The sequence below is a fragment of the Photobacterium aquae genome (genome assembly GCF_001029445.1).
Classification (GTDB): Bacteria; Pseudomonadota; Gammaproteobacteria; order Enterobacterales; family Vibrionaceae; genus Photobacterium; species Photobacterium aquae.
This window is the reverse complement of record NZ_LDOT01000002.1, coordinates 594,679-619,435: the sequence shown is the minus strand read 5'-3', so window position 1 is coordinate 619,435 and position 24,757 is coordinate 594,679. Positions and strand designations below refer to the sequence as shown.

Here is a 24,757-nt window from a genome sequence, read left to right as displayed (position 1 = left end):
AAAGACTTTGCATTGTTTACTGCCAAATCGATAGAATGGAGGAAATTTTTCTCCTATTCTGAATTCTATGAGCAATAAGATCGCTGATTTGGACAAAACCGACCGTACTCTGCTTCGCCTGCTGCAGCATGATGCGACCCTGTCGCTGGCCGAGTTGGCCGATGCCGTCAACCTGACCACGACCCCGTGCTGGAAGCGCCTCAAACGGCTGGAGGAAAGTGGGGTATTGCGGCAGCGGGTGGCGCTGCTGGAGCCGGCCAAGATCGGGCTCTCTTTTATCGCCTTCGTCCAGATCAAGACCAGCAACCATTCCAAGGAGTGGTACCACTGTTTTGTGGCGACGGTGTCGGAGTTCCCCGAGGTGATGGAGTTCTACCGGATGGCGGGCGAATACGATTACATGATGAAGGTGCAGGTGGCCGACATGCAGGCGTTTGACTCGTTCTACAAGAAGTTGGTCAATAGCATCGAGGGGCTGACCAATGTGACGTCGACCTTTGCGATGGAGCCGCTCAAGTATACGACAGCACTACCGGTATAGCGCTCTCGTTGCCAGCCATACATTTATGGGCTAAAAGATAAAATTTAGCACTATCTTCTGAATACGCCCTTGCTCAAGACAAGCGTTTGATTTACTAAAGGTAATCATGCAAGTTGTTGGGATGGTAATGAGGCGTGTGAGGAGGGAGCCCATGCAGGTATTCTGGCAACTTAGATGGTATTTTTTGCAGCAATGGCGACGTTATGGCGGTGCCATTGCCATTTTGGTTGTTGTCTCCCTTTTTGAACTGCTTCCGCCCCGTGCGATTGGCTGGATTGTCGATGGCGTGGTGGCCGGCGAGATGACGTTGCTGACGATGTTCGGCTGGCTGGTTACGCTGGCTCTGTTGTGGTTTTGCGTTTACGGCCTGCGTATTGTATGGCGGGTGTGGCTATTCGGCGCGGCGGCCGAACTCGGCACCGTGCTGCGCAACCGGCTTTACCGCCATTTCTCATCCCACCCCCCTATTTTTTTCGAGCGTCATAAAACAGGCGACCTGATGGCCCGCTCGACGAATGACGTTAATGCCGTAGTAATGACGGCAGGTGAAGGCGTGCTAACAGCGGCCGACTCCTTGATCACCGGGTTGACGGTATTCATCGTGATGACGGCTTTTATTAGCTGGGAGCTGACCCTGTTGGCTCTGTTGCCAATGCCACTGATGGCGATCGCGGTGTTCTTCCTCGGCCGCCAGCTTCATCACCGTTTTTCTGCCTCTCAGGCTGCTTTTTCCGATCTTACCGACAAGGCTCAGGAAACCCTCAATGGCGTGAGGATGATCCGTGCGTTTGGTTTGGAGCAACGCCAGCAGGCCGATTTCTCCGAGGTGGTCGATCAGGCCGGGGACAAGAACCTTGCGGTGGCTCAAGTCGATGCCAAGTTCGATCCGGTGATCCAGTTGGCCATCGGCCTGTCGTTTTTCCTCAGCATTGGTGGTGGTGCCTATCTGGTGCACATTGGCCGTTTGACGCTGGGGGATCTGACGGCGTTCACCCTCTATCAGGGCTTGATGATCTGGCCGATGCTGGCAATGGCTTGGCTGTTCAATATCCTTGAGCGTGGCTCGGCGGCCTGGAACCGCCTGCAGGCTATCTTCGAGCAAGAGCCGCAGATTGTCAGCGGCCAGACTCCGCTGGAGAGGACGCATCAGCCGTTGTCTGTGTCCATTGATGCGTTCGCTTGGCCCGGGCAGTCAAAACCCGCGTTGGAAGCGGTGCGCTTTACCCTTGCCAGCGGTCAGATGCTGGGCCTTGCCGGGCCGATAGGCAGTGGCAAGTCGACTTTGCTGGCACTGTTGCTACGTCAGCATGAACTGGAACAGGGGCAGATCCTTTATGGCGACGTGCCGCTGAAAGAGGCGGATCTGCCGCAGTGGCGCAGCCGTTTTGCGGTGGTTAGCCAAGCCCCCTTCCTTTTTTCGCGAAGTATTGCCGATAACATTGCCTTGGGTCGACCAGAAGCCAGTCTTGAGATGATCCGAGAGGCCGCCCGGGCGGCCTGTATTGATGAGGACATCATGCAGTTTCCCGCTGGCTACCGGACCATGGTAGGCGAGAAGGGGATCACCCTGTCGGGCGGGCAGAAGCAGCGTATTGCGATTGCCCGTGCGTTGTTGCTTGATGCCGAGATACTGGTGCTGGACGATGCCCTGTCGGCGGTCGACGGCAAGACCGAGCACAATATCCTCAGTAATTTGCGCCAGCACCGTGACAAAACAGTGATTGTGATTGCCCATCGCCTGACAGCGCTGGAAGAGGCTGACGAGATCATCGTGTTGCAGCAAGGGAGCATTGTTGAGCAAGGGGATCACCGAACCTTGGTGGCACAGAACAACTGGTATGCCGAGATGTACCGATATCAGAAACTGGAACAGGCTATCGAGGGGGCATAATGGAAAACAAGACATTCAACAAGGCCATCGTTAGGCGTTTGCTGGGTTATGCCTTGGCTGATAGGAAAAAGCTGTCGGTAGCGCTGGGGTTTCTGTTGTTGGCATCATTGACGGACGTTGCCGGTCCGTGGCTGATCCAGCATTTTATCGACAATAACATCGCCAAGGATCATTTCCCCGCTGATGAACTGGCGATGTTGGCCGTAGCCTACCTCGGTCTGATGGTGGCCACCGCCCTGTTTCGTTATTTGCAGGCGATGCGTTTTAACGAGATTGCAATCGGTGTGGTGCAGACGATCCGCAAGCAGTTGTTCGGTAGGATCTTGAACCAGCCCTTGTCGGCATTCGATTATGTTCCGTCAGGTACTTTGATTTCACGGATCACCAATGATACAGAGTCGATCAAGGATTTTTATGTCCATGTTATCGGCTCGGTCCTGAAAAATATCACCTTGATCATCGCCATGCTGACAGTGATGAGCCTGATCAGCTGGCGGCTGACGCTGGTTGTGTTGGTTCTGTTGCCCGCAGTCGTGGCCGTGATGGTGGTCTACCAGCGCCGGAGCTCGGGGGCCTACCGCCAGATGCGCGATCTGCTGGCTGATATCAATGCCTCGATGAGCGAGTCTATTCAGGGAATGAGTCTGGTGCAGTTGATGCGCCAGGAAGAGGCGTTTTACCGTCAGTTTTCCGTATTGACCGGCAACCACCTTCAGGCTCAGATTGGGGTGACAAAGCTGAACGGCTTTTTGCTGCGGCCGCTGATCGACTTCCTTTCCGGTGTGGCGCTGCTCTCGCTGGTGGCGCTGTTTGGGGTCAGCGGGCTTGAGCTGATCGGGGTGGGGGTATTGTATGCTTTTATCAGCTATCTCGGCAGGGTGAGCGAGCCCCTGATTGAGCTCACCCAGCAGCTATCGCTGTTGCAGCAGGCTCTTGTGGCCAGCGAGCGGATTTTTGGTTTTATTGATGCCGCCCAGCAGCAATATGGCGATGACAACCACCCGTTAGCTTCCGGGCAATTGGCCTGCAACGGGGTGGGGTTTAGCTATGATGGCAAGCAGAACGTACTGGGGCAGATTGATATCAACTTGCCTCATCGGGGCTTCTTGGCCTTGGTGGGCCATACGGGGAGCGGTAAGAGCACCTTGGCTTCGTTGCTGATGGGGTTCTACCCGGCGACCGAGGGCGAGGTACGGCTTGATGGGCGGCCGCTGTCGTCATTGTCGCAAGATGTTCTGCGTAGCGGGATTGCGATGGTTCAGCAGGATCCCCATGTGCTCAGTGATAGCGTGCGAGAGAATATAACCCTTGGCCGGACAGTGGCCGGTAGCCATGCGGAGAGTGATGCGTTGTGCTGGCAGGCGCTCGAAGCCGTGGGGTTGGCGGAACAGATCCGAAGGTTCGACGGCGGGTTGGATATGCGGCTGGGCAGCGGTGGGGCGAATCTGTCTGCGGGGCAGAAGCAGCTGCTGGCATTGGCCCGGGTGTTGGTGGCCAAGCCGCGAATTTTGATCCTCGATGAGGCGACGGCCAATATTGATTCGGGGACCGAGCGCCATATCCAGCAGGCCCTTGGGCGTTTGCGGCAGGACATGAGCATTGTCGTGATTGCCCATCGCCTGTCGACGATTGTCGATGCCGATGAAATTCTGGTGCTGAGTCATGGCGAGGTGCTTGAGCGCGGTGATCATAATGGATTGCTCACGGCACAGGGGCACTATTGGCAGATGTACCAGCTGCAACAGGCCGGAGAGCAGCTTCATCGGCTCGAAACAGAAGGGTGCAGTGCCAGTTAGATAAGAGGGCAAGAGGAGCATTGTGCTCCGCTTGCCCATTGTTGCTTCTGTCGTTGCTGTTGCTGTTGCTGTTGCCTTTGCTGTGGTGAGGCGAGGATAACAGAGCTTATTTTCTCGTTGGCTTGCCGCGATAGCGCATCAGCCCTTCCTGAACGGCAGAGGCAACCAGTTCCCCTTGCTGGTTGTAGATCTCTCCCCGGACAAAGCCGCGAGCACCGCTGGCAGAGGGGCTGTCTATGGCGTAGAGCAGCCATTCATCCATTTTGAACGGCCGGTGGAACCACATGGAATGGTCGACGGTCGCTACCTTGCTGTTAGGGGTGAGCAGGCTGACCCCATGGGGTTGCATGGCGGTGGTCAGGAATCCCCAGTCGGCGGCGTAGGCCAGCAAATATTGATGGATGCGCAGATCGTCCGGCATGCTGCCGTTGGCCTTGATCCAGAAATGCTGCTTGGGCGGATTGATTTCCGGCCGCAGCGGGTTGACGACGGTAACCGGCCGCACTTCAATGGGCCGTTCCCGGCCGAAGACTTCAACGGTGGCCTTTGGCAATCTGTCGGCAATAGAGCCAATGAGTTGTTGCTCGTTGAGCAGGGTTTCCACAGGGGGCACATCCGGCATGGCGGATTGATGCTCGAAGCCTTCTTCCTCTGTCTGGTATGAGGCTGTTAGGTAGAAGATGGGGCGTCCAAACTGAATCGCCTTGACTCTGCGGGTACTGAAGCTCGTGCCATCACGCAGGGTTTCGACATCGTAGATAATCGGTTTTAGCGGATCGCCCGGGCGGAGGAAGTAGCTGTGGAACGAATGCAGAAACCGCCCTTCATCCACGGTTTCCTTGGACGCTGAGAGAGCTTGCCCCATAACCTGTCCACCATAGACTTGTGGTAGCCCCAAGTGTTCACTTTGGCCCCGGAACAATCCTTGCTCAAGTTGTTCCAGATGTAACAGAGTGAGAAGTTCATTCAGTTCTTTGCTCATCGGAATTCCATAAAAAAATGCTATGATATCGCCCTAAAGCATCCTGGCAGGATGCCACTTTCTTTCTTAGTTTGTCTGTGTTCTGGGCAGATTGGAAGTGCCTCATTTTATATCAATGTGTTAAGTGCTTGTTCACTCACAATATTGAGCGTTAAGTCATAGGAGTTCGCATGAAAAAGGTTTTTGCGCTGTTGTCTGCGTTAGCAGTAGCGTTGGTAGTTTCCGCTTGTACAAATCTAGTCGATAAGGATGCAGATATGGAAAAAGTGACCGGGAACGTGGCCTACCGTGAACGTATTGCCCTGCCGGAGAATGCCCGTATCACGGTGACTTTGTCTGACGTTTCGAAAATGGACGCGGCAGCCGAGGTGATTAGCCGTCATTCGTTTTTGGCGGAGGGCAAGCAGGTACCTTTTGCTTACTCGCTGAATTTCGTGCGTGATGAAATCAAACCTAACCATACTTATGCGGTAAGTGCGCGCATTGAGATTGGCGACAAGCTGGTATTCATTACCGATACCGCCAACCCTGTGATCACCGATCCTAACCAGACTTTGGTGAAAGATCTGATGCTGGTGAAGGTGCAGTAATCTCCCCTTGCTGGGGCGGTTTTTAAAGTCCGTCCCAGCGATAGCGTCCCAGCCGGATCCGACCGACGTCTGACACCTCTATTCCCTCTGCAATAAGTTTGCTGCGTTGGCGTTCTAAGTCATTGCCAGTAAGCGAAATTTCACCTTTTGCGTTAATCACCCTGTGCCATGGCAGCGATGATCCCTCTGGCAGTTTGCCGAGTAATTTCCCCACCTGCCGGGCATAGCCCGGGAAGCCTGCAAATTTTGCAATATCGCCATAGGTTGACACTTTTCCTTGGGGAATTTGGTGAACTTGGCTATAGATCTGAGCTGTAAAATCGTCCATATTTATACCTATTAGAACCATAAAAAGCTGATGGTTGCGCATTCACGACTCGTGTCGTTTGCTTAGCGTGCAACCATTACAAACGCAAGGAGGTGCTGCCATGTTGTATGCCGCGTTGCTTGTTGTGGTCAGCATAGTGTTGACCGTTGTTGGTGTCAGTGCACTCGGGCAGAGCCAAGGAGAGCTTCCCGCGTTGGCGCTCGCCATTCCCGCCTTGTGGCTGCTGCCTCAGGGGGGCGTTTCTGCTTGGCTTCTCTTGATTGGCTTGGGTGCATACGGTTTTGTGTTGCCGGAGCAGTCTTTGGCCTTGTCGATAAGCATCTTTATGATGTTACCCATTTTTGCCGTCAGTTTCTCGACCAAAAGTACCTGGCAGATGGCCGCGTTGCTTATTTCCGTTGTGCTGGCGATGGATGTTGGCTTGATGGCATTGCAGGGCGAGGGGAAGCTACCCGGTAGCCCCGGTGCAACCATCGTTCAGATTATGGCTGTCGGCGTGATTTGGGTTGCCCTGCGCAGCTGGCGGCCCGTTGACGGGAATACCTGGTGGCCGCTGTTCTTGGTGGTGCCGCTATGGGTCGGCGGCATGGAGCACGCCGCCTTGGTGGCGCTGTGTGTCACCGGGTTGATTGCCACAATTCAGGAGCTGCTCAAGGGCAAGCTCAACGAGATGGTGCCGAGAATGGTATGGATCCTGCCAGCGGTAGGTTTTGCCACTATGGTTTTGGTTCCGTGGCTTGAGGTTCCCAACCCGGTGCTGGTGGCTTGGCTGTTGGTGCTCGGTGGGGCACTGCTAGGCGAGTACCTGCTTGAGGATATGGAAGAAGAAGTCTGACAGACGGGTGAAATTGCTGGGAATACACAGATTTGAGTAAGAAAACAGCAGTTGGCTTCATGAAGCGAGCAAGGCACTTGCAATCACAACGGGCATGACGGATAATCCATCCCGTTCTCGCAAGAGACACAAAGAATCTATGGAGGCCCTGCTGGTCCTCCCGCAACACTAACTCGTGAACCCGGTCAGGCCTGGAAGGGAGCAGCCGCAGCGAGCGACGTGTGTGCCGGGATGTGGCTGGTGGGGCTTCCACCCATCTGGCTGTCGCAAAAACCATATCCAGTCCCAAAAAATCCATAAGTTGTCCTTTTAAAAGTCAAAAAGTGTCCTAATCTTAATTTGGTTGTTTTCTTACAACATTAAGGGACGCACATGTACATTCGTAATCTTCGCAAACCCTCTCCGAATAAAAATATCTATAAGTTTGCTAGTAGCAAGAATAGAAAGACGGTTATGTGTGAAGGCGGCCTTGAGAAAGATTGTTGCTACCACTTTGAATATGACCCGGAAGTTGTTTGTTACGAGTCACAGCCGGAGGGTTATTATTATGAGTTTTGTGGTAAACAGCTTCCCTACACACCTGACTTTTTAGTCCACTATATTGGTGGGTATCAATGTTTCGTTGAGAGTAAGCCATATGGGCAAACCCTTAGCAAAGAGTTTAAGCAACAGTTTCAGGCTAGGAAGTCGGCAGCTGAGCGACTTGGTTTTGATCTTATCTTAGTCACTGACCGGCAAATCCGAAAAGGGTACTATCTAGAAAACTGTAAAGTTGTTCACCGTTATAGTGGTTGTATTAAAGGGGATAACCTACCTGATGCGTTGTATGATCAACTGTTGGATACTAAACCCATAAAAATTATAGACTTAGCGTTAAAGGTTGAATTGTCTGTTGGTGTGGTATTTGCTGCTGTCTTACGCTTAGTTACTTTGGGTAAGGCTTTGATTGACCTTGATTCTGCCAAGCTTAATGAAACCACGTTAGTTATGGTGAAATAGATGGCAGGGCGATTTAAGGATGAATTCGATGCCAATTACTCTGAGGATGATGAAAAAGAGTTCTTAGAATCACCTGAGTCAAAACGAAACCGGCTTCAATATGGGTCTTTAGATTCAGCCAAAATCATTGAGCGAGACCTCGATTCTTTCCCCGAAGAACAAAAAACAAAAGCCTTGGAACGCTATAAGTTACTTAGCTTAGTCAGCAAAGAGCTGGTTGGTGGATGGACACCTAAAAATCTCAACCCACTAATAGACAAATATTTTGAAAAAACAACCCTTACCCAAAAGCCAAGCTATAAAACTTTAATACGTTGGCATAATTCATTTAACCAAGCCAAAGGTAGTTTTACTGGTTTGGTAGATAAGCATCATCAAAAAGGTAATCGAACAGCTAGAGTAGTGGGCGATGAGTCCTATTATGAAAAAGCCTTAGAAAGGTTTTTAGATGCAGTCAGGCCATCTATTAGAGCCGCCTATAATGTTTATTGTGATAATATTACGGTCGCAAACGAAAACATTGTTTCTGGCAAAATCCCTCAAGTTTCCTATCAAACCTTCAAAAATCGTATCCAGAAAGAACAGCCGTATAGCGTTGCTTTAGCAAGGCATGGTAAATACTACGCAGACAAGCTCTATAACTATTACCAATCGGTTGATATGCCTACTCGGATACTTGAGCGGGTAGAAATGGATCATACCCCACTCGACTTAATCCTACTTCATGATGACCTACTGGTTCCCTTGGGAAGGGCCCACCTAACTCTTTTAGTTGATATCTTCAGCGGCTGCATCATTGGCTTTCATCTGGGATTTAAACACCCTAGCTATGTTTCTGCATCTAAAGCTATTATCCATGCGACTAAGAATAAAGACTACATTTCAGGTTTACCTATTGAGTTTGAAAATAAGTGGTTATGTGAAGGGAAAATTGAAAATCTAGTCGTTGATAATGGCCCTGAATTTTGGTCAAAAAGCCTTGAAGATTCATGTTTAGAAGCAGGTATTAATGTTGTATTTAACAAAGTTAGAAAACCTTGGTTGAAGCCGTTTGTAGAAAGAAAGTTTGGAGAGATAATTCAGGGTATTGTTGGTTGGGTTCCTGGGAAGACGTTCTCGAACGTTCTTGAAAAAGAAGATTATAACCCTGAAAAAGACGCAGTTATGCGCTTTAGTGTCTTTGTTGAAGAATTGCACCGTTGGATAGTCGATGTCCACAATGCTAGCGCAGACAGCCGCAAGGCTCGGATACCTAATCTGTATTGGCGGAAAAGTTATGAGGTCATGCCTCCGTTAAAGCTATTACCTGAAAATGAGCATACCTTTACCATTGCAATGGGAAGTCTCCATCATCGAAAACTAACGAGTAAGGGTATCAAGTTTAAGCATATAGATTATGATTCAACTGCTCTGGCGCAATACCGAAAGGAATACCCTCAAACAAAAGCATCTGCTATTAAGAAAATAAAAGTAGATCCTGATGATATATCGACAATTTATATCTATTTGGAAGAGTTAAATGGGTATGTTGAGGTTCCAAGTAAGGACTCGAAAGGTTACACCCGCAAGTTAAGTTTGTGCGAGCATGAAAAGTTAGTTAAAGCTCACCGAGACTATATCGATGGTGAGATTGATGTGTTGTCATTAGCAAAAGCTCGATTAGCGTTGCATGAACGAATTCAATCAGAGCAAGAAAATCTACAGCATATGTCTTTGTCTGAACGGAAACGCAAGGCTAAAGCAACTAAGAAAATTGCTGAACTATCAAGTGTAAATAGTGATACGCCAAAAGCACAACTGACCGATAAACTTCCCCCAAACCCTTCAATGAGTGGCTGTTCCGGTTCACCGGCTGAAAAAGAAATTAATCCAATTGAGAACTTTCGGTCTAAATGGAATAAGCGAAGAAAAGAGAGGAATGGATGATGCCTGATTCTAACCTCGAGCTGTCCATCGATACCACTCTAGCGACATACCATGCGTCATTTACGATCTACCCTGAGGTAGAGAAGGTGTTTTCGGGACTCGATTGGTTAGTTAAGCGTCGTTGTTTTGGTTCGTTTGTGCCATCAATGTTGTTAACTGGAGGGACGGGGTCTGGTAAGTCAGCGTTAATCAAACACTATATATCGAAATGCCTATCAGAAAATGAGGTATTGCTCACTCGTGTGCGACCTACTTTAAAGGAAACGTTACTTTGGATAGTGAATGAAATAGATAAATACAAAAAATACCGAGCTAAGGGATCCGTCCTTGGATTAATAGATTATGTCATTAGGTGCGTTAAGCGGACAGAACTAAAGTTATTAGTGATTGAAGAGTGTCAGGAGCTTTTTGAATGTACCAGTCATAAAGAACGACAAGAAATTCGAGATAAACTGAAAATGATCAGTGATGAATGTCGACTACCAATTGTTTTTGTTGGCATTCCTAGTGCGAAGTTGATACTTGAAGACTCCCAATGGGATAGACGGATCATGGTGAAGCGGGAATTACCCTACTTTAAAATTACGGATGAAGCGTCAATTGATAGATACTTAGACCTACTTGAGGCCATGGAAAGGGCAGTACCGCTCCCTTTTGACGTTGACTTAATGGATGTTGAAATAGCGATGAGGCTATTAGCCGCTAGCCATGGCATGCTTGGAATGTTAAAAGAACTGATAGCTGTTGGGCTAGAATCTGCGTTGATTTCAAATAAGGCGGCTATTCAGCTTGAAGACTTCATTTTAGGCTACGAAATGATTTTTGGTTTAGATGAGATAAATCCATTCTCTGTTGATATCAATGAGTTGGTGATTAAGCAAATTGAGTCTTATGAGGAATACGTACCGGATGCAGAGACTGGAGAGCTCAAGTTTGTTGGACAGATATTCAATGCATTAACAATCAAACAGCTATTAGGTTAAGCCTGAGTGCTCAAAGACGCCAGCAACGCGGCCTTCTCTTCATCACTCATCTTGTCAATGATACACGCCAGTGTAGCACTCAGCTCATTCTCACAGAAAAAGTAGTTCAAAGGCACATTAAGTTCATCAGCCATGCGGCGCAGCGTGCCAATGTCTGGCGTATGTCGTCCTTTCTCGTAGTGGTTCATCCGCCCACTTGCAGAACTCGGTTCCATGCCAATTCTTATACCCAGTTCTTTCTGGGTAATTCCGGCTTTTTTGCGGGCTTCTTTGAGCCTCGTAGGGATTGGGTTGTCTTTTTGCACTGAGTCATATCTGGTTGACCTATTTCGACTTAGATTGTCTAAGTTTTACTGATTTTTGTATACTTAGCAATCCTAAGTTTTTTTGTGTGTAATATCTACGATGAACCGACAAATACCACTGAATAAATGGTTATATAAAGCGTTGATAGAGAAAGAAATGGATGGCTTTTCTGTCTTGGAGATAAGAAATACACTACTACCAGATACATACATGCTGTTTGATAGAGAAGAATTACGAAAGCTTCTATACCGCCAACTCTACAAGTTGCTTGCTTGCGGTTTTTTGGAAAAAAGGCGTGATGAAGTGACACGGGAGACGCGGTATTTCAAGACAGATGCATTTAGGGCATTACAATTCGTGGCAGCGAAAAGAACTCAGTTATCATTGGCGCATGCTCAGTTGAAAAATAGTGAATACAATCCGTTTATTAGCCATGTATCCAGAGAAAAAGCGCAGTTTGAAGCAGAGCTTCGTATCGTGTTGGGCGAGGTGGATGTCTATAAACGTGTATTAACAACCTTTCCTGAACAATCAGCTTTGGTCGAACCGTTGTATGAAAAATCGAAAGACTATTCAGCTGAATTACTGGGCAGAATTAATGCGTTGAGTAAATTGAGTGCATTGCCGCAGTAGGTGGAGATAATGATACTTTGTTCACGTATTTTATGCAGTATGTGCAACGAGCATACGGAACGATTACGCATGATGTTTCCTAAAGCGTAAAGTCAGATATAATGCCGAAATCCAACTTGTTGCACAGCTAGCATTATGACCTCGAGCATTAATAAATCCCAGCTTACCGAAGCCGATATTATCAGCAAATTTATCCTTCCTAGCATTGAAAGTGCAGGCTGGGACCGTATGAATCAGATCCGTCAGGAAGTGAAACTTCGTGATGGTAAGGTAGTAGTTCGTGGTCAGATTGCGGCACGAAAGAAAGTGAAATCTGCTGATATCGTCCTTTATCATAAGCCGAGTATGCCGCTTGCCGTCGTTGAAGCGAAAGCGAACAAGCATGAAGTGGGCAAAGGCATGCAGCAAGGACTCGATTATGCATCATTACTGGATGTGCCCTTTGTGTTTGCAACCAACGGTGATGGGTACGTTTTTCACGACAAAACGCCCCCAAGCCAGGTGGAAACAGAGATCCGCTTAGAGGATTTTCCATCGCCACAGGCACTTTGGCAGAAATATTGTCGTTGGAAAGGCTATAGCGATGCGCAGCTGCCTGTGATCTCTCAAGATTACTACGATGATGGCAGTGGTAAGTCACCGCGTTATTACCAACTTAATGCGATTAATAAAACCATTGAGGCCGTATCTGCGGGGCAAAATCGTGTGCTGTTGGTTATGGCGACGGGTACGGGTAAAACGTATACCGCATTTCAAATTATTTGGCGTTTGTGGAAGTCTGGCGCGAAGAAGCGCATCTTGTTTTTAGCGGACAGAAACATCCTTGTTGATCAGACCAAAAATAATGACTTTCAGCCCTTTGGCACTGCGATGACCAAAATTGGTAATCGTACGATTGATCCTGCTTTTGAAATTCATCTTGGTCTTTATCAGGCGATGACGGGGCAGGAGGAAGACAAGAAAATTTTCAAAAATGTCAGCCCTGACTTCTTTGATTTGATTGTTGTAGATGAATGTCACCGTGGTAGTGCGTCTGAAGACAGTGCTTGGCGAGAAATCCTTGAATACTTTGATTCCGCGACGCAGGTTGGTTTAACCGCTACCCCTAAAGAAACTGACATTGTTTCAAATATCGAATACTTCAAAGAGCCTGTTTATACCTATACGTTGAAGCAAGGCATTGAAGACGGCTTTCTTGCGCCTTACAAAGTGGTACGTGTCGATTTAGATGTGGATCTGCAAGGCTGGCGACCAACAAAAGATCAGAAAGATAAAAACGGTGAAGTGATTACCGACCGGATTTATAACCAAAAAGATTTCGACCGCACTATGGTGATTGATGAGCGTACCGAGCTTGTGGCGAAGACGATCACGAATTATCTCCAGCGTACCGACCCGATGGCGAAAACCATCGTGTTCTGTAACGACATTGATCATGCCGAGCGTATGCGTCGCGCACTGGTTAATCTCAATCCAGAGCAGGTGAAGAAGAACGACAAGTACGTAATGAAAATCACGGGTGATGATGAAATAGGTAAAGCGCAGCTTGATAACTTCATCAACCCGAAAAAAGCATACCCCGTTATTGCGACCACGTCTGAGCTAATGACAACGGGAGTCGATGCGAAAACCTGTAAGCTGATTGTGTTGGATTCGACTATCAAATCCATGACCAAATTCAAGCAGGTGATTGGCCGTGGTACTCGAATTGATGATCGTTTTGACAAGCTATGGTTTTCTATCCTTGATTTTAAAAAAGCAACAGAGCTATTTGCAGATGAACGCTTTGATGGTGTGCCAGAGCAAGTAAAAGAAACCAAGCCTGAAGATTTTGAAAATTCTGATGAGATGGATGAAATTGTGGATGGTGGTGACGGCAATGAGGGTGACTCACCCTTTGGCGATGATGATATCGATTCTACAACAATTGTCACTCCACCACCGCCGCCGCCTCCAAGTGGTGGCGATACCGTCCCACCATCAGGTGGCGATGAGCCGATTCAGAAAGAAGTGAAGAAATTTCATGTCTCTGGTGTAACGGTGACCAAAGTAGCGGAACGTGTTCAGTATTATGACAGTGACGGTAAGTTGGTGACGGAGTCTTTCAAAGATTACACCCGTAAGGCGATGGCGAAGCAGTTTACCTCAATGGATGATTTCACACGCAAATGGAACGATGCGGATCGTAAGCAAGCCATTATTGATGAGCTTGCCGAGCAGGGCATTATTTGGGAAGCATTGGAGCAGGAAATTGGCAAGGAGATGGATCCCTTCGATATGATCTGCCATGTGGTGTATGACCAACCGCCCTTAACGCGTAAAGAGCGTGCGGAGAATGTTAAAAAGCGCAATTACTTCACCAAGTACGGCGATGTCGCACAAGCGGTATTGAGTAACTTGTTGGAAAAATATGCCGATGAAGGTGTAAGTGAAATTGAAAACCTGACGGTGCTGAAAGTCGCACCGTTCAATGAACTTGGCCGACCATTAGAGATCATCAAAAAAGGCTTTGGTGATAAAAATGCTTACTTGAAAGCGGTTAACGAACTGGAAGCGGCTATCTACCAAGTGGCATAACAATGAAACAGGCTGGTACATGCTATCAGCCTATTCTTTCCGTTAATCGCTGAACGATTAACGCTTAAAATCCGTTATAATTCCCCCTTATCTTCGTAAAGAAAAGCAGTAAATTATGTCTATCAGCTCAGTAATCAAATCTATTCAAGATATTATGCGTAAAGACGCGGGTGTTGACGGCGACGCCCAGCGCTTGGGGCAAATGTCTTGGTTGTTGTTCCTTAAAGTGTTTGATGCACAGGAAGAAGAATTAGAGCTGGAGCTGGACGATTACAAAACGCCGATCCCTGAAAAATACCTGTGGCGTAACTGGGCACAGGATGCCGAAGGCATTACTGGTGATGCGCTGCTTGAGTTTGTAAACGACGATCTGTTTTTCAAACTGAAAAACCTCACCGCGCCCGTTGATCTCAACCCGCGTGGTCATGTGGTGAAAGAAGCGTTTAGCGATGCGTTCAACTACATGAAAAACGGCACACTGCTGCGCCAAGTGATCAACAAACTCAATGAAATCGACTTCACGGATTCTTCAGAGCGTCACCTGTTCGGTGATATTTACGAGCAAATCCTGAAAGACCTGCAAAGTGCTGGTAACGCAGGTGAGTTCTACACTCCTCGTGCGGTTACGCGTTTTATTGTTAACCGTTTAGATCCGAAACTGGGCGAAGCCATTATGGACCCAGCAACGGGTACAGGCGGCTTCCTGGCATGTTCATTTGACCATGTAAAAGACAACTATGTGAAAACAGCCGCCGATCACCAAACGCTGCAAAAGCAGATCCATGGCGTTGAAAAGAAACAACTACCTCACTTGCTGTGTATTACTAATATGATGCTGCACGGCATTGAAGTACCCGTACAGATCAAACACGGCAACACGCTAAACAAGCCGCTTTCAAGCTGGGACAGCAACATTAACGTGATTGCCACCAACCCACCGTTTGGTGGCACCGAAGAAGACGGCATCGAAAAGAACTTCCCAGCGGAAATGCAAACCCGTGAAACGGCAGATTTGTTCCTGCAATTGATTATTGAGGTGTTAGACCCTGCCAATGGTCGTGCGGGTGTGGTATTGCCGGATGGCACTTTATTTGGTGAAGGCGTAAAAACCAAAATCAAAAAGCTGCTGACCGAAGAATGTAACCTGCACACCATTATGCGCCTGCCAAACGGCGTGTTTAACCCGTACACGGGCATTAAGACCAACATTCTGTTCTTCACCAAAGGCAAACCAACTAAAGAAGTATGGTTCTACGAGCACCCATACCCAGAGGGCGTAAAGAACTACAGCAAAACCAAACCGATGAAGTTTGAAGAGTTTCAGGCAGAAATCGACTGGTGGGGTGTTGAGGCAGACGGTTTTGCCAGCCGCGTAGAAAACAACCACGCGTGGAAAGTCTCGATTGATGAGATCATCGCCCGTAACTTCAACCTCGATATCAAAAATCCGTATCAAGGCGAAGTGGTCAGCCATGACCCAGATGAACTGCTAGCAAACTACCAGACGCAACAGCAGGAAATCACCGAACTGCGTAACCAACTGAAAGACATTCTGGGGAATGCCTTGTCTTCATCACAAAGAGTCTCATCAGCTCAAGCTGCGGATGAGGTGAAGTAATGTCTGCAGAAAAACTGATCACCGACCATATCGATATCTGGACTTCGGCAGTGCAGGCGAAATCATCTTCAGGTCGTGGTAGTGGCAAGAAGCGCGAGCTATACGGCATTAAGAAATTGCGTGAGCTGATTTTGGAACTGGCGGTGCGTGGGAAATTGGTGCCGCAAGATCCGAGTGATGAGCCCGCATGTGAATTACTTAATCATGAAGAAATCACACAAAGAGGTCTATTGAAATTAGGTAAGGGCAAAATTCTTGACTTAAACAGGAGAATTTCTGAAAACGAGAAGAGATTTGTTCTTCCTTGCGGGTGGGAATGGACTAGGTTGGGCAAAACTATTGAGGTTACGGGGGGAAGTCAGCCTCCAAAATCAAAATTTGTATATGAGCATCGAGAAGGATATGTTCGCCTAGTTCAAATTCGTGACTTTAAAAGTGACACCAACCTAACATATGTACCACAAGAGTTTGCTAATCGTCCTTTTGTCGAAACCGATATTATGATTGGTCGTTATGGACCTCCGGTATTCCAAATACTTAGAGGGTTATCTGGAACATATAATGTAGCACTGATGAAAGCTGAATTAGTTGGTGATTCGATCCACAATGATTATTTGTTTTGGTTGTTAAGTGAGCCATTTATTCAAAAGCTTGTGACGAGCGAGTCAGAGCGTACAGCTGGTCAATCGGGAGTTCGAAAAGAACTAATATACGATTTTGTTATTGCATTACCTCCAAAGCAAGAACAACACCGCATAGTCGCCAAGATTGACGAACTGATGGCCCTGTGTGACCAGTTGGAGCAACAGACCGAAGCCAGCCTTGGTGCCCATCAGGTATTGGTAGAAACCCTGCTGGCAACGCTCACCAACAGCCAAGATGCAACCGAACTGATGGCAAACTGGGCACGTATTAGTGAACACTTTGACACTTTGTTCACCACAGAGCAAAGCATCGATCAGCTAAAACAAACCATCCTGCAACTGGCGGTGATGGGTAAGCTGGTGTCGCAAGACCCGAATGATGAGCCAGCGGCAAAGCTGCTTGAGCGCATCGCGGAAGAAAAAGCACAGTTGGTGAAAGAGAAGAAAATCAAAAAGCAAAAAGCCCTGCCGCCAATTGCTGAGGATGAAAAGCCGTTTGAACTGCCGAATGGGTGGGAGTGGTGTCGGTTTGAAGATGTTGTAGAGATTCATAGTGGTATCACTAAGGGAAGGAAACTCGCAGGTCGGGAACTAAAGACTATCCCATATTTAAGTGTTGCAAACGTTCAACGTGGTTATTTGAATCTTCAAAACGTCAAAGAAATCGATCTCCCGGTAGATGAATTGGAAAAATATGCTGTCGAAGCTGGCGACTTATTAATTACGGAAGGCGGCGATTGGGATAAAGTTGGGCGAACAGCTATTTGGCGTACTGAAGCGCCTTATATGGCTCACCAAAACCATGTATTTAAAGCAAGACCATACCTGAGCGAGCAAAGTGAGATTTGGTTGGGAATGTACCTTAATGGACCTTTTGCTAGAGACTATTTTGCAGGCTCTAGCAAACAGACAACGAATCTAGCTTCGATAAACAAGACGCAGTTACGCTCCTGTTTAATTGCAGTCCCACCAAACGGTGAAAAGCAAAGAATAACTATGAAAGTACAAGAGCTTATGGATATGTGTAAATTGTTACAGGAACGTATTGCTGTATGTCAGCAAACCCAGTTTCAGTTTGCTGATGCTATTGTTCTAAATGCACTATAGATCAGGGTAATAGGTATGTTTAAAAGAATAAAACTGGAAAATTTTAAGGCATGGAGAAATTCAGGTGATGTTCATTTTTCTCCGGTAACGTTGCTGCTTGGTGAAAACTCAACAGGGAAATCTAGCCTCTTACAAAGCCTGCTGTTAATGAAACAGACCGCGACATCTCCTGATAGAACGATTCACTTAAATTTGGGGGGAGACGAAGCAAATGACTATGTAGACATGGGGTCGTTTGAAGATTTATTAACGAAAGATCCTGAAAACCGGAAAATATCTATTGAAATGGATGTTGACGGAAGACAGGGTAGCAGCTTTCTTAAAATTGATTATGCTCAGGATTCCAAAAAAAGTCCGGTAATCGATCAACTCCAACTCAGTAAAGATGGTGAAAATTGGTTCAGAGCTCAGCGTTCTGATAAAGGTGCATTTAATATTTATTTGCCAAACGAGACTCGAACTAGCCTGAAGAGCAGAGAGTATTCGCCTGAACGTGGAGTGTCGTTCTCTAAAGAGGCAATTTATAATATAGGGCCAAGTGGAAGTGACGTCGAAGACATCAGCTTGTCGATATTAAGAGATCTTGAAGCTATCTCTTACCTAGGTCCTCTCAGAAGTAAACCTCGAAGAACATATATATGGAATAAAACTCGACCTGGAATCATCGGAGTTGATGGTGGCGAAGCCGTTTTTGCATTGTTAGCTAGTAGTAATACATCAGGAAAAAAAAGCGATGGCTTAGTTGAAGCGGTATCAAAATGGCTTCAAAAAATGTGTATCGCCGATAAGCTTGAGGTAAAACATATTGGTGCAGGCAATTACAACATACTTGTTCATCGAGATGGCGTAGTGGCAAACTTAATTGATGTAGGTACGGGTGTCTCGCAAGTACTTCCCGTTCTTGTTTTGGCATATTTTGCTCCTGAAAAATCGACGATTATCTTAGAAGAACCTGAAATCCATTTGCATCCTTTGGCTCAGTCATTACTTGCTGAGTTGTTCTTGGAAGTCAGCTTAGAACGTGATGTTCAATTTATCGTTGAGACACATTCCGAACACTTATTCAGACGTATGCAGACTTTAGTTGCTACCAAAAAAGCTAAGCCAGATCAATGTGCGTTGTATTTTGTTGAGCGTGAAAAGTCTGATGCTGTATTAAAAACGCTGAAGATGGATAAGTACGGGCGAATTGATGAATGGCCAAAGAATTTCTTCGGCGATGCTACTGGTGAAGTAAGAAAGCAAGCTCAGGAGACAATGCAAAGAATGAAAGCAGAGAGAGCTAGCCAATGAGTAGGCATGTAATTGACACTAACGTGCTCATTGTTGCAAGTGGAGAGCATCCTGAATCGCCTTTCCGTTCAGAAAACCATCCAGTTGAGGATCCCCTCGAAGCTGAAAAAGTCTTTGAGTGGTTAGCATTATTTGAATCTGGTTCAGAGCGAATGGTCATTGATGGTGATTGGGAAATTCCCAATGAGTATTCAAACAAACTGACGGATCAAGACTATGGACAGCGTGTATTTTTTGAAAAACTCGCTAGAAATCAAGTTGACTTCGTAGATATTGCATGGGATGCCGATCCTGCTCACCCAGTCAAGGTTGCCGTTCTGAACGAGCCTTTAAAAACGGTGGTTCATGACCTAGCTGATACAAAAATGATCGCAGCTTGTATTAAGGCAAATGAAGACGCCCCTGATTGTAAGATAGTTAATGCTTGCGACACTGATTGGTATGACTGGGAGACCGAGTTAGTAGCTTCAGGCGTTCATGTTCACCAAGTTATTCATGATTGGAACACGCTGAACTGGGAAAAGAAGAAAGCGAAATGATATCAGAATTTTTCCGATTCCCTCATACTTCTCATATAGATTGGCTAAGTAATTCTGGGGCGCGAGGTGACAAGATTATGTCACCTCACGAGGCTGATTTATTTGTGTCAACGAAACTGACCGTAGAAGAAAAAGTTGATGGTGCAAATGTTGGTTTTTCCATTGATAACGATGGCAACTTGATTGCGCAGAATAGGGGAGCATGGATAGATAGGGATGTGGGTGGGCAATTTAAACATTTGTGGAAGTGGGCTGCACCTTATGAAAATCAATTAAAAGCTAAGTTAGGCAAGGAGCTAATTTTGTTTGGTGAGTGGTGTTATGCCAAACACTCTATCAGGTATGAAAGATTGCCTAACTGGTTTATTGGATTTGATATCTACGAACGCTCTTCTGGACGATTTTTTTCGGTACAGAGAAGGAATGAGCTTTTGTCATCTATTGGGATACCAATTGTTCGGCCTATTGCTGTAGGGCATTTTTCAATTAGTGATCTAAAAAGTCTTCTTAGTACCCCCTCATCTTATGGTGCAAATAACATTGAAGGCATTTACCTTAGAAAAGATGAGGATAAATGGCTTTCTAAACGTGCAAAGCTTGTTAGACCAGACTTTACACAATCTATCGAAGAGCATTGGTCACGTAAGGGTATAAAAGCCAATAGAATTAAGTATTGACATTTTAATTAATTCTATTACGTATTTTTTCTTGTAAGGTTTGATGTTTTGTGGTGATTTTGATCACGTTATGGAAGGTGTTTTTTGATTGTGGTGAATTTTCCATCTATCTAAAGCTTAGTTATCCTAAGTTTTAGTGGTGATATGTGAATACGGACATTCAGTTTTATCCCGACGAATCGCTCGAAAGCTTTTTGCTGCGGCTATCGCATCATCAGGGTTACGAGCGATTTGCGTATTTTGCAGAAGACATCTGGTATCAGACCCGTGATCAGCATGAAGCGATAGCGGGAGCTTTCCCGCTAGAACTCAATCGTGTGAATGTATATCACGCGCACACAACAAGCCAGATGCGCGTACGCGTCCTTATGCACTTGGAGAATCAGCTAAATCTTGATGATTTCAGAGTTCTGCATATTGTGCTAGCACACTCCAAATCTCAATTCTCTCCAGATTTTAAAGCCGTGCATCGTTGCGGGGTGGATTACCCTTTCGCATTTCTACGGAAACGCTTTATGCCGGTTTGTCCTTTGTGTCTCGCTGAGTCTGCTTATGTTCGGCAACATTGGCACTTCATTCCTATTCAAGCCTGTGAGCAACATGGTTGCAAGCTCATTCATCGTTGCCCAGCTTGTGATGGCCTACTTGAATACCAATCAACAGAGTGCATGACTCATTGTGAGTGCGGATTTAACTTACTTAGTACACCGACAACATCAGCATCTGCCTCTGAGCTATTAATTTCTCGCTGGCTTACGGGAACGCAGTTAGATGTTGCTGGACTCATGGGTAAGGCACTTTCGATCTCAGAACGTTATGGCTTTTTACTTTGGTATGTAAACCGTTACGGCGATCTTGAAGACATCAGTTTTGACGTTTTCGTTGAATATTGCACGACATGGCCGAAATCCTTGCGAAAAGATTTGGATGAATGCGTACAAAAAGCTGACGCGATTAGGGTTAAACGATGGAAGCAGGTGTTTTTCTCTGAAGCCTTCGGCGCGTTGTTGAAAGGGTGTCGACAGCTGCCAAGTCGGCAGTTGAGTAAAAACTGTGTACTTGTTGAGATACTGAATTATTTCAAGCGATTGGTTGCAGATAATCCCAAATCATCGAAGGGGAATATTGCGGATGTACTGCTAAGCCCACTCGAAGCCTCAACGTTACTTTCCTGCACAACCGATGAAGTGTATCGGCTCTATGAGTTTGGTGAAATCAAGGCGGCGATGCGACCCAAAATACATACTAAGATCGCAAGCCATGAATCAGCTTTTACCTTGAGAAGTGTTGTTGAGACTAGGTTGACACGGATGTGTTCAGAAAATGATGGCCTTAGTGTGTATCTTCCAGAGTGGTAAGAATGAAAAAACTGTGTGACGTATTACAAATTGAAGACAACACCGAAAAGCAGGCAACCTTAAAAAAGGTGTTTATGCCTTACTCTGCTTGTATCGATATTGATGGCTGTGAAAAAGAAGCACTAACGGTGTTGCTCAATCTCAGTACCCATCGTAAAGGTTCCCCATGCGGTGATTGGTTAGATATTGAACGTGCGAAAAGTTACCTAAAAGATCAAGCTGACATAGATGCATCACTGGCGGAGATAAAATGGTTTCATACCCATAATCTCAAATTTCCAGACTGTCGCGTGAAAGAACAGCGTCTGATTGCTAAACCTCTTTCTACATCAGAGTCTTTTATTTCAAGTGTTTCATTGGATCAGGGCTTGGGTTGGGCACATAACTCAGCGGTATATCGCCATACGCTGTGGCTGTTGAATTCCTTTAACTGGCAATCAGAGTCTGTGAATATCTTGTCTCTCGTTCAGGAAGAGAATCCTGTTTGGTTAGAGTTACTTCAAGAGTTTGGGTTGAACATTAAGCAGCAAGATCTGCTGCTAAAGACTATTGAATTACAGATACCGGCTTCAACTTTTCCTGACAGTGTTAGTCCATACAGTAAGCAGCTGAGGTTCCCTTGGAATAATGACTATCTATCAGTGACGCCAGTGGTAAGTCATGCTATTCAGCGGGAAATAGAAGTGAAAGCTCGAGATAAAGCGAGCAAGCTTAGCTTTGTGACCTCGGCACTCCCCAACTCTGCAAGTATTGGTAATTTATGCGGTAGTCTCGGTGGCTATATGAAAGCGCTGAATTACCCGCTAGATGTAAAATCTGTGGCGGAGCAGACCCTAGCAGCAAGCCGCAATAAGAGCGGTAAGTATTTCGATGACTTCCAGGTAACGAATTACAAAATCTGTCAGGTGCTCAATCGCCTCATTGGTGCAGAGCCACTAAAAAATCAAAAGCAAAGAGAGAAAGCGCGTAAGGTTCAAAGCAAGATCTTGAGAAAGCAGATCGCTTTATGGATGTTGCCATTAATCGAGCTAAGAGACATTGAAGATGCAGAGCCACACAATCAGCAATTGGAGCATGATGATCCATTAGTCAAATCATTCCTATCATTGCCTGAATCGGAGTTTCCATCTTTGGTTCATGAATTGAATCAACGTCTACACTTCGTTTTTCAGGAGAATAAATTTACGGCTAAGTTTGCCTACCATCCTAAATTGATTCAGGTAGTCAAGGCGCAGATTGTGTGGGTGCTTGAGCAGCTCAGTAAACCAAGTGATCATGAGGATGCAGCAAGAGAGCAGCAATACATCTATCTCTCATCCCTACGAGTGCAAGATGCGGTAGCAATGAGTAGCCCTTATTTGTGCGGAGCTCCTTCACTAACGGCTATCTGGGGCTTTATGCATCACTATCAAAGAGAGTTTAATAAGCTGGTAAATAGTGATTCCCCGTTTGAGTTTTCTAGGTTTGCCTTTTATGTTCGAACTGAGAACATTCAATCAACAGCTAAGCTTACCGAGCCTAACTCATTAGCCAAATCACGCACCCTCTCTAATGCTAAACGGCCCACGATTCGAAGCGAACGTTTGGCGGATTTGGAAATAGACCTAGTTATCAGAGTTGATAGCGATAGTAGGATTTCAGATTTCTTGTCGGAACTAAGGGCTGCTCTCCCTGCTGCTTTTGCCGGCGGGGCGTTATATCAACCGCTGATTTTATCCCAAATTGATTGGTTGCGAACGTTTAGCAGTAAGAGTGAACTTTTTCATGTGCTTAAGGGGATACCGGCATATGGAAGTTGGTTGTACCCTAGCGAAAAGCAGCCAACCAACTTTAATGAACTAGAGCATTTGATAACAGAAGACGCAGATAACCTGCCAGTTTCAATTGGCTACCACTTGCTAGAGCACCCAACTGAACGTGAAAACTCAATTACTGACTGTCATGCTTATGCAGAAAACGCTTTAGGCATTGCTAAGCGTTTGAATCCCATTGAAGTACGTTTTAGTGGAAGAGATCACTTTTTTGATAATGCTTTTTGGGCATTAGAGTCTACGAGTGCAACTATTCTTATAAAAAACGATAGGAATTAATTGCTTATGGAACTGTGTAATCAGCTTAACTATGTACGTTCACTCTCTGCTGGCAAAGCATACTTCTACCATCTATCTAAAGGTGGTGAGATGTGTCCTCTTGAGATCGATAGAACACGATTACGCGCTCCAAAAGGTGGTTATGCCGAAGCGTACAAGGGGAGCAAGTTCGTACAAAAGAATGTTGCCCCTCAAGATTTAGCTTATGCCAACCCTCAGTTCATTGAAGAGTGTTATGTGAAGCCTGGTGTTGATGATATTTACTGTGCTTTTTCATTGCGTATTAAGGCAAACTCCCTAGGCCCTGATGTCTGCTGTGACGATGAAGTTCGCAGCAAGCTTTCTTCGCTCGCTAAGTCCTATAAGGAACTGAGTGGTTATTCTGAACTTGCTCATCGTTATGCGAAAAATATCCTACTTGGTACCTGGTTATGGCGTAACAGAGAGTGCCGAAGGTTATCTATTGAGGTAACAACGAGCGATTCAGAGACCTTAATTGTTGAAAATGCGACGAAACTGACTTGGTATGATCATTGGGATAAAGATGCAGCGGAGTGTTTGGACAAACTTACGGCATATTTGACTCGGGCATTATCCGACCCAACTGAATATTTTTATATGGATGTCAAAGCCAAAATCGCAGTTGGGTGGGGGGATGAGGTCTATCCAAGCCAAGAGTTTTTAGATAACCGTGAAGACGGTGTTCCTACCAAGCAACTAGCAACGGTAGAACTTGAAAATGGGAGAGAGACGGTCGCTTTTCACGGCCAAAAAGTTGGTGCTGCCTTGCAATCTATCGATGACTGGTGGCATGAAAAGGCGGATAAGCCTTTGCGGGTTAATGAGTATGGCGCAGATAGAGAGTACGTTATTGCAAGGCGGCATGTGTCGCTGAAGAACGATTTTTACCAGCTGCTACGGAATACTGAAAATTGGATTGAGAGTATGAATACCTCTAATATTATCCCAAATGATGTTCACTTCATTATGTCGGTGTTGGTTAAAGGTGGTCTATTTAACTGTTCAAAGAGCAAATCTAAGTAG

General features: G+C 46.3%; 21 protein-coding genes and 1 other RNA gene. 19 read left to right on the top strand and 3 right to left on the bottom strand.

The features are described 5' to 3' along the window. Positions 1-67 precede the first annotated feature (67 nt). The 3 genes from ABT56_RS03355 to ABT56_RS03345 all read left to right on the top strand — a co-directional run bounded on the left by ABT56_RS03355 (position 68) and on the right by ABT56_RS03345 (position 4,228). Entirely contained in the window at positions 68-541 is a 474-nt protein-coding gene (locus ABT56_RS03355; protein WP_047877406.1) for an Lrp/AsnC family transcriptional regulator, read from the top strand. A gap of 151 nt (positions 542-692) precedes the next feature. Beyond that, positions 693-2,432, top strand: coding sequence for an ABC transporter transmembrane domain-containing protein (locus ABT56_RS03350; protein ID WP_047877405.1), 1,740 nt, complete (start codon positions 693-695; stop codon positions 2,430-2,432). Then, positions 2,432-4,228: an ABC transporter transmembrane domain-containing protein gene (locus ABT56_RS03345; protein ID WP_047877404.1), complete on the top strand. Its 1,797-nt coding sequence runs from the start codon at positions 2,432-2,434 to the stop codon at positions 4,226-4,228. The genes ABT56_RS03350 and ABT56_RS03345 overlap by 1 nt, the downstream gene beginning before the upstream one ends. 106 nt (positions 4,229-4,334) lie before the next feature. Here ABT56_RS03345 and tesB read toward each other — a convergent pair whose 3' ends face one another. Then, entirely contained in the window at positions 4,335-5,210 is an 876-nt protein-coding gene (tesB, locus tag ABT56_RS03340; RefSeq protein WP_047877403.1) for an acyl-CoA thioesterase II, read from the bottom strand. 170 nt (positions 5,211-5,380) lie between these two features. Here tesB and ABT56_RS03335 point away from each other — a divergent pair, with 170 nt between their 5' ends. Then, positions 5,381-5,800, top strand: a complete 420-nt coding sequence (locus ABT56_RS03335) for a YbaY family lipoprotein (protein ID WP_047877402.1) — start codon at positions 5,381-5,383, stop codon at positions 5,798-5,800. Between the two features lie 22 nt (positions 5,801-5,822). Here the strand turns inward: ABT56_RS03335 and ABT56_RS03330 are convergent, their stop codons facing one another. Next, positions 5,823-6,128 (bottom strand): MGMT family protein, encoded by a 306-nt coding sequence (locus ABT56_RS03330; protein ID WP_047877526.1) that lies wholly within the window; start codon positions 6,126-6,128, stop codon positions 5,823-5,825. Between the two features lie 100 nt (positions 6,129-6,228). On the opposite strand from ABT56_RS03330, the gene ABT56_RS03325 reads away from it, so the two are divergent. The 5 genes from ABT56_RS03325 (at position 6,229) to ABT56_RS03310 (ending at position 10,871) form a co-directional block, all read left to right on the top strand. Further along, positions 6,229-6,963, top strand: coding sequence for a VP0952 family biofilm-associated protein (locus ABT56_RS03325; protein ID WP_047877401.1), 735 nt, complete (start codon positions 6,229-6,231; stop codon positions 6,961-6,963). A gap of 149 nt (positions 6,964-7,112) precedes the next feature. After that, positions 7,113-7,209: signal recognition particle sRNA small type (gene ffs / locus ABT56_RS23500), an RNA gene on the top strand. A gap of 126 nt (positions 7,210-7,335) precedes the next feature. Beyond that, on the top strand, positions 7,336-7,962 hold the full coding sequence (locus tag ABT56_RS03320) for a TnsA endonuclease N-terminal domain-containing protein (protein ID WP_047877400.1): 627 nt from the start codon (positions 7,336-7,338) through the stop codon (positions 7,960-7,962). Beyond that, complete coding sequence (locus ABT56_RS03315; protein WP_047877399.1) at positions 7,963-9,888, top strand: Mu transposase C-terminal domain-containing protein; 1,926 nt, start codon at positions 7,963-7,965, stop codon at positions 9,886-9,888. Continuing rightward, positions 9,888-10,871 (top strand): TniB family NTP-binding protein, encoded by a 984-nt coding sequence (locus ABT56_RS03310; RefSeq protein WP_047877525.1) that lies wholly within the window; start codon positions 9,888-9,890, stop codon positions 10,869-10,871. The genes ABT56_RS03315 and ABT56_RS03310 overlap by 1 nt, the downstream gene beginning before the upstream one ends. Here the strand turns inward: ABT56_RS03310 and ABT56_RS03305 are convergent. Next, complete coding sequence (locus ABT56_RS03305) at positions 10,868-11,176, bottom strand: helix-turn-helix domain-containing protein (RefSeq protein WP_047877398.1); 309 nt, start codon at positions 11,174-11,176, stop codon at positions 10,868-10,870. The genes ABT56_RS03310 and ABT56_RS03305 overlap by 4 nt on opposite strands. A gap of 157 nt (positions 11,177-11,333) precedes the next feature. On the opposite strand from ABT56_RS03305, the gene ABT56_RS03300 reads away from it, so the two are divergent. The 10 genes from ABT56_RS03300 (at position 11,334) to csy3 (ending at position 24,757) form a co-directional block, all read left to right on the top strand. After that, entirely contained in the window at positions 11,334-11,810 is a 477-nt protein-coding gene (locus tag ABT56_RS03300) for a hypothetical protein (RefSeq protein ID WP_157037767.1), read from the top strand. Between the two features lie 135 nt (positions 11,811-11,945). Beyond that, positions 11,946-14,387: an EcoAI/FtnUII family type I restriction enzme subunit R gene (gene hsdR, locus ABT56_RS03295; RefSeq protein ID WP_047877396.1), complete on the top strand. Its 2,442-nt coding sequence runs from the start codon at positions 11,946-11,948 to the stop codon at positions 14,385-14,387. A gap of 115 nt (positions 14,388-14,502) precedes the next feature. Then, positions 14,503-16,005 (top strand): N-6 DNA methylase, encoded by a 1,503-nt coding sequence (locus ABT56_RS03290; protein WP_047877395.1) that lies wholly within the window; start codon positions 14,503-14,505, stop codon positions 16,003-16,005. Further along, positions 16,005-17,756 (top strand): restriction endonuclease subunit S, encoded by a 1,752-nt coding sequence (locus ABT56_RS03285; protein ID WP_047877394.1) that lies wholly within the window; start codon positions 16,005-16,007, stop codon positions 17,754-17,756. Before ABT56_RS03290 ends, ABT56_RS03285 begins: the two co-directional genes overlap by 1 nt. A gap of 15 nt (positions 17,757-17,771) precedes the next feature. Next, on the top strand, positions 17,772-19,049 hold the full coding sequence (locus tag ABT56_RS03280) for a DUF3696 domain-containing protein (protein WP_047877393.1): 1,278 nt from the start codon (positions 17,772-17,774) through the stop codon (positions 19,047-19,049). Next, on the top strand, positions 19,046-19,588 hold the full coding sequence (locus ABT56_RS03275; protein ID WP_047877392.1) for a hypothetical protein: 543 nt from the start codon (positions 19,046-19,048) through the stop codon (positions 19,586-19,588). The genes ABT56_RS03280 and ABT56_RS03275 overlap by 4 nt, the downstream gene beginning before the upstream one ends. Beyond that, positions 19,549-20,265 (top strand): RNA ligase family protein, encoded by a 717-nt coding sequence (locus tag ABT56_RS03270; protein ID WP_240478238.1) that lies wholly within the window; start codon positions 19,549-19,551, stop codon positions 20,263-20,265. Before ABT56_RS03275 ends, ABT56_RS03270 begins: the two co-directional genes overlap by 40 nt. A gap of 146 nt (positions 20,266-20,411) precedes the next feature. Next, positions 20,412-21,623, top strand: a complete 1,212-nt coding sequence (locus ABT56_RS03265; protein ID WP_047877390.1) for a TniQ family protein — start codon at positions 20,412-20,414, stop codon at positions 21,621-21,623. Positions 21,624-21,625: 2 nt separating this feature from the next. Next, on the top strand, positions 21,626-23,713 hold the full coding sequence (locus ABT56_RS03260) for a type I-F CRISPR-associated protein Csy2 (RefSeq protein ID WP_047877389.1): 2,088 nt from the start codon (positions 21,626-21,628) through the stop codon (positions 23,711-23,713). A 6-nt stretch (positions 23,714-23,719) separates the two neighbouring features. Next, the gene (csy3, locus tag ABT56_RS03255; RefSeq protein ID WP_047877388.1) at positions 23,720-24,757 is read left to right on the top strand and encodes a type I-F CRISPR-associated protein Csy3; all 1,038 of its coding nucleotides are present in this window, start codon (positions 23,720-23,722) and stop codon (positions 24,755-24,757) included.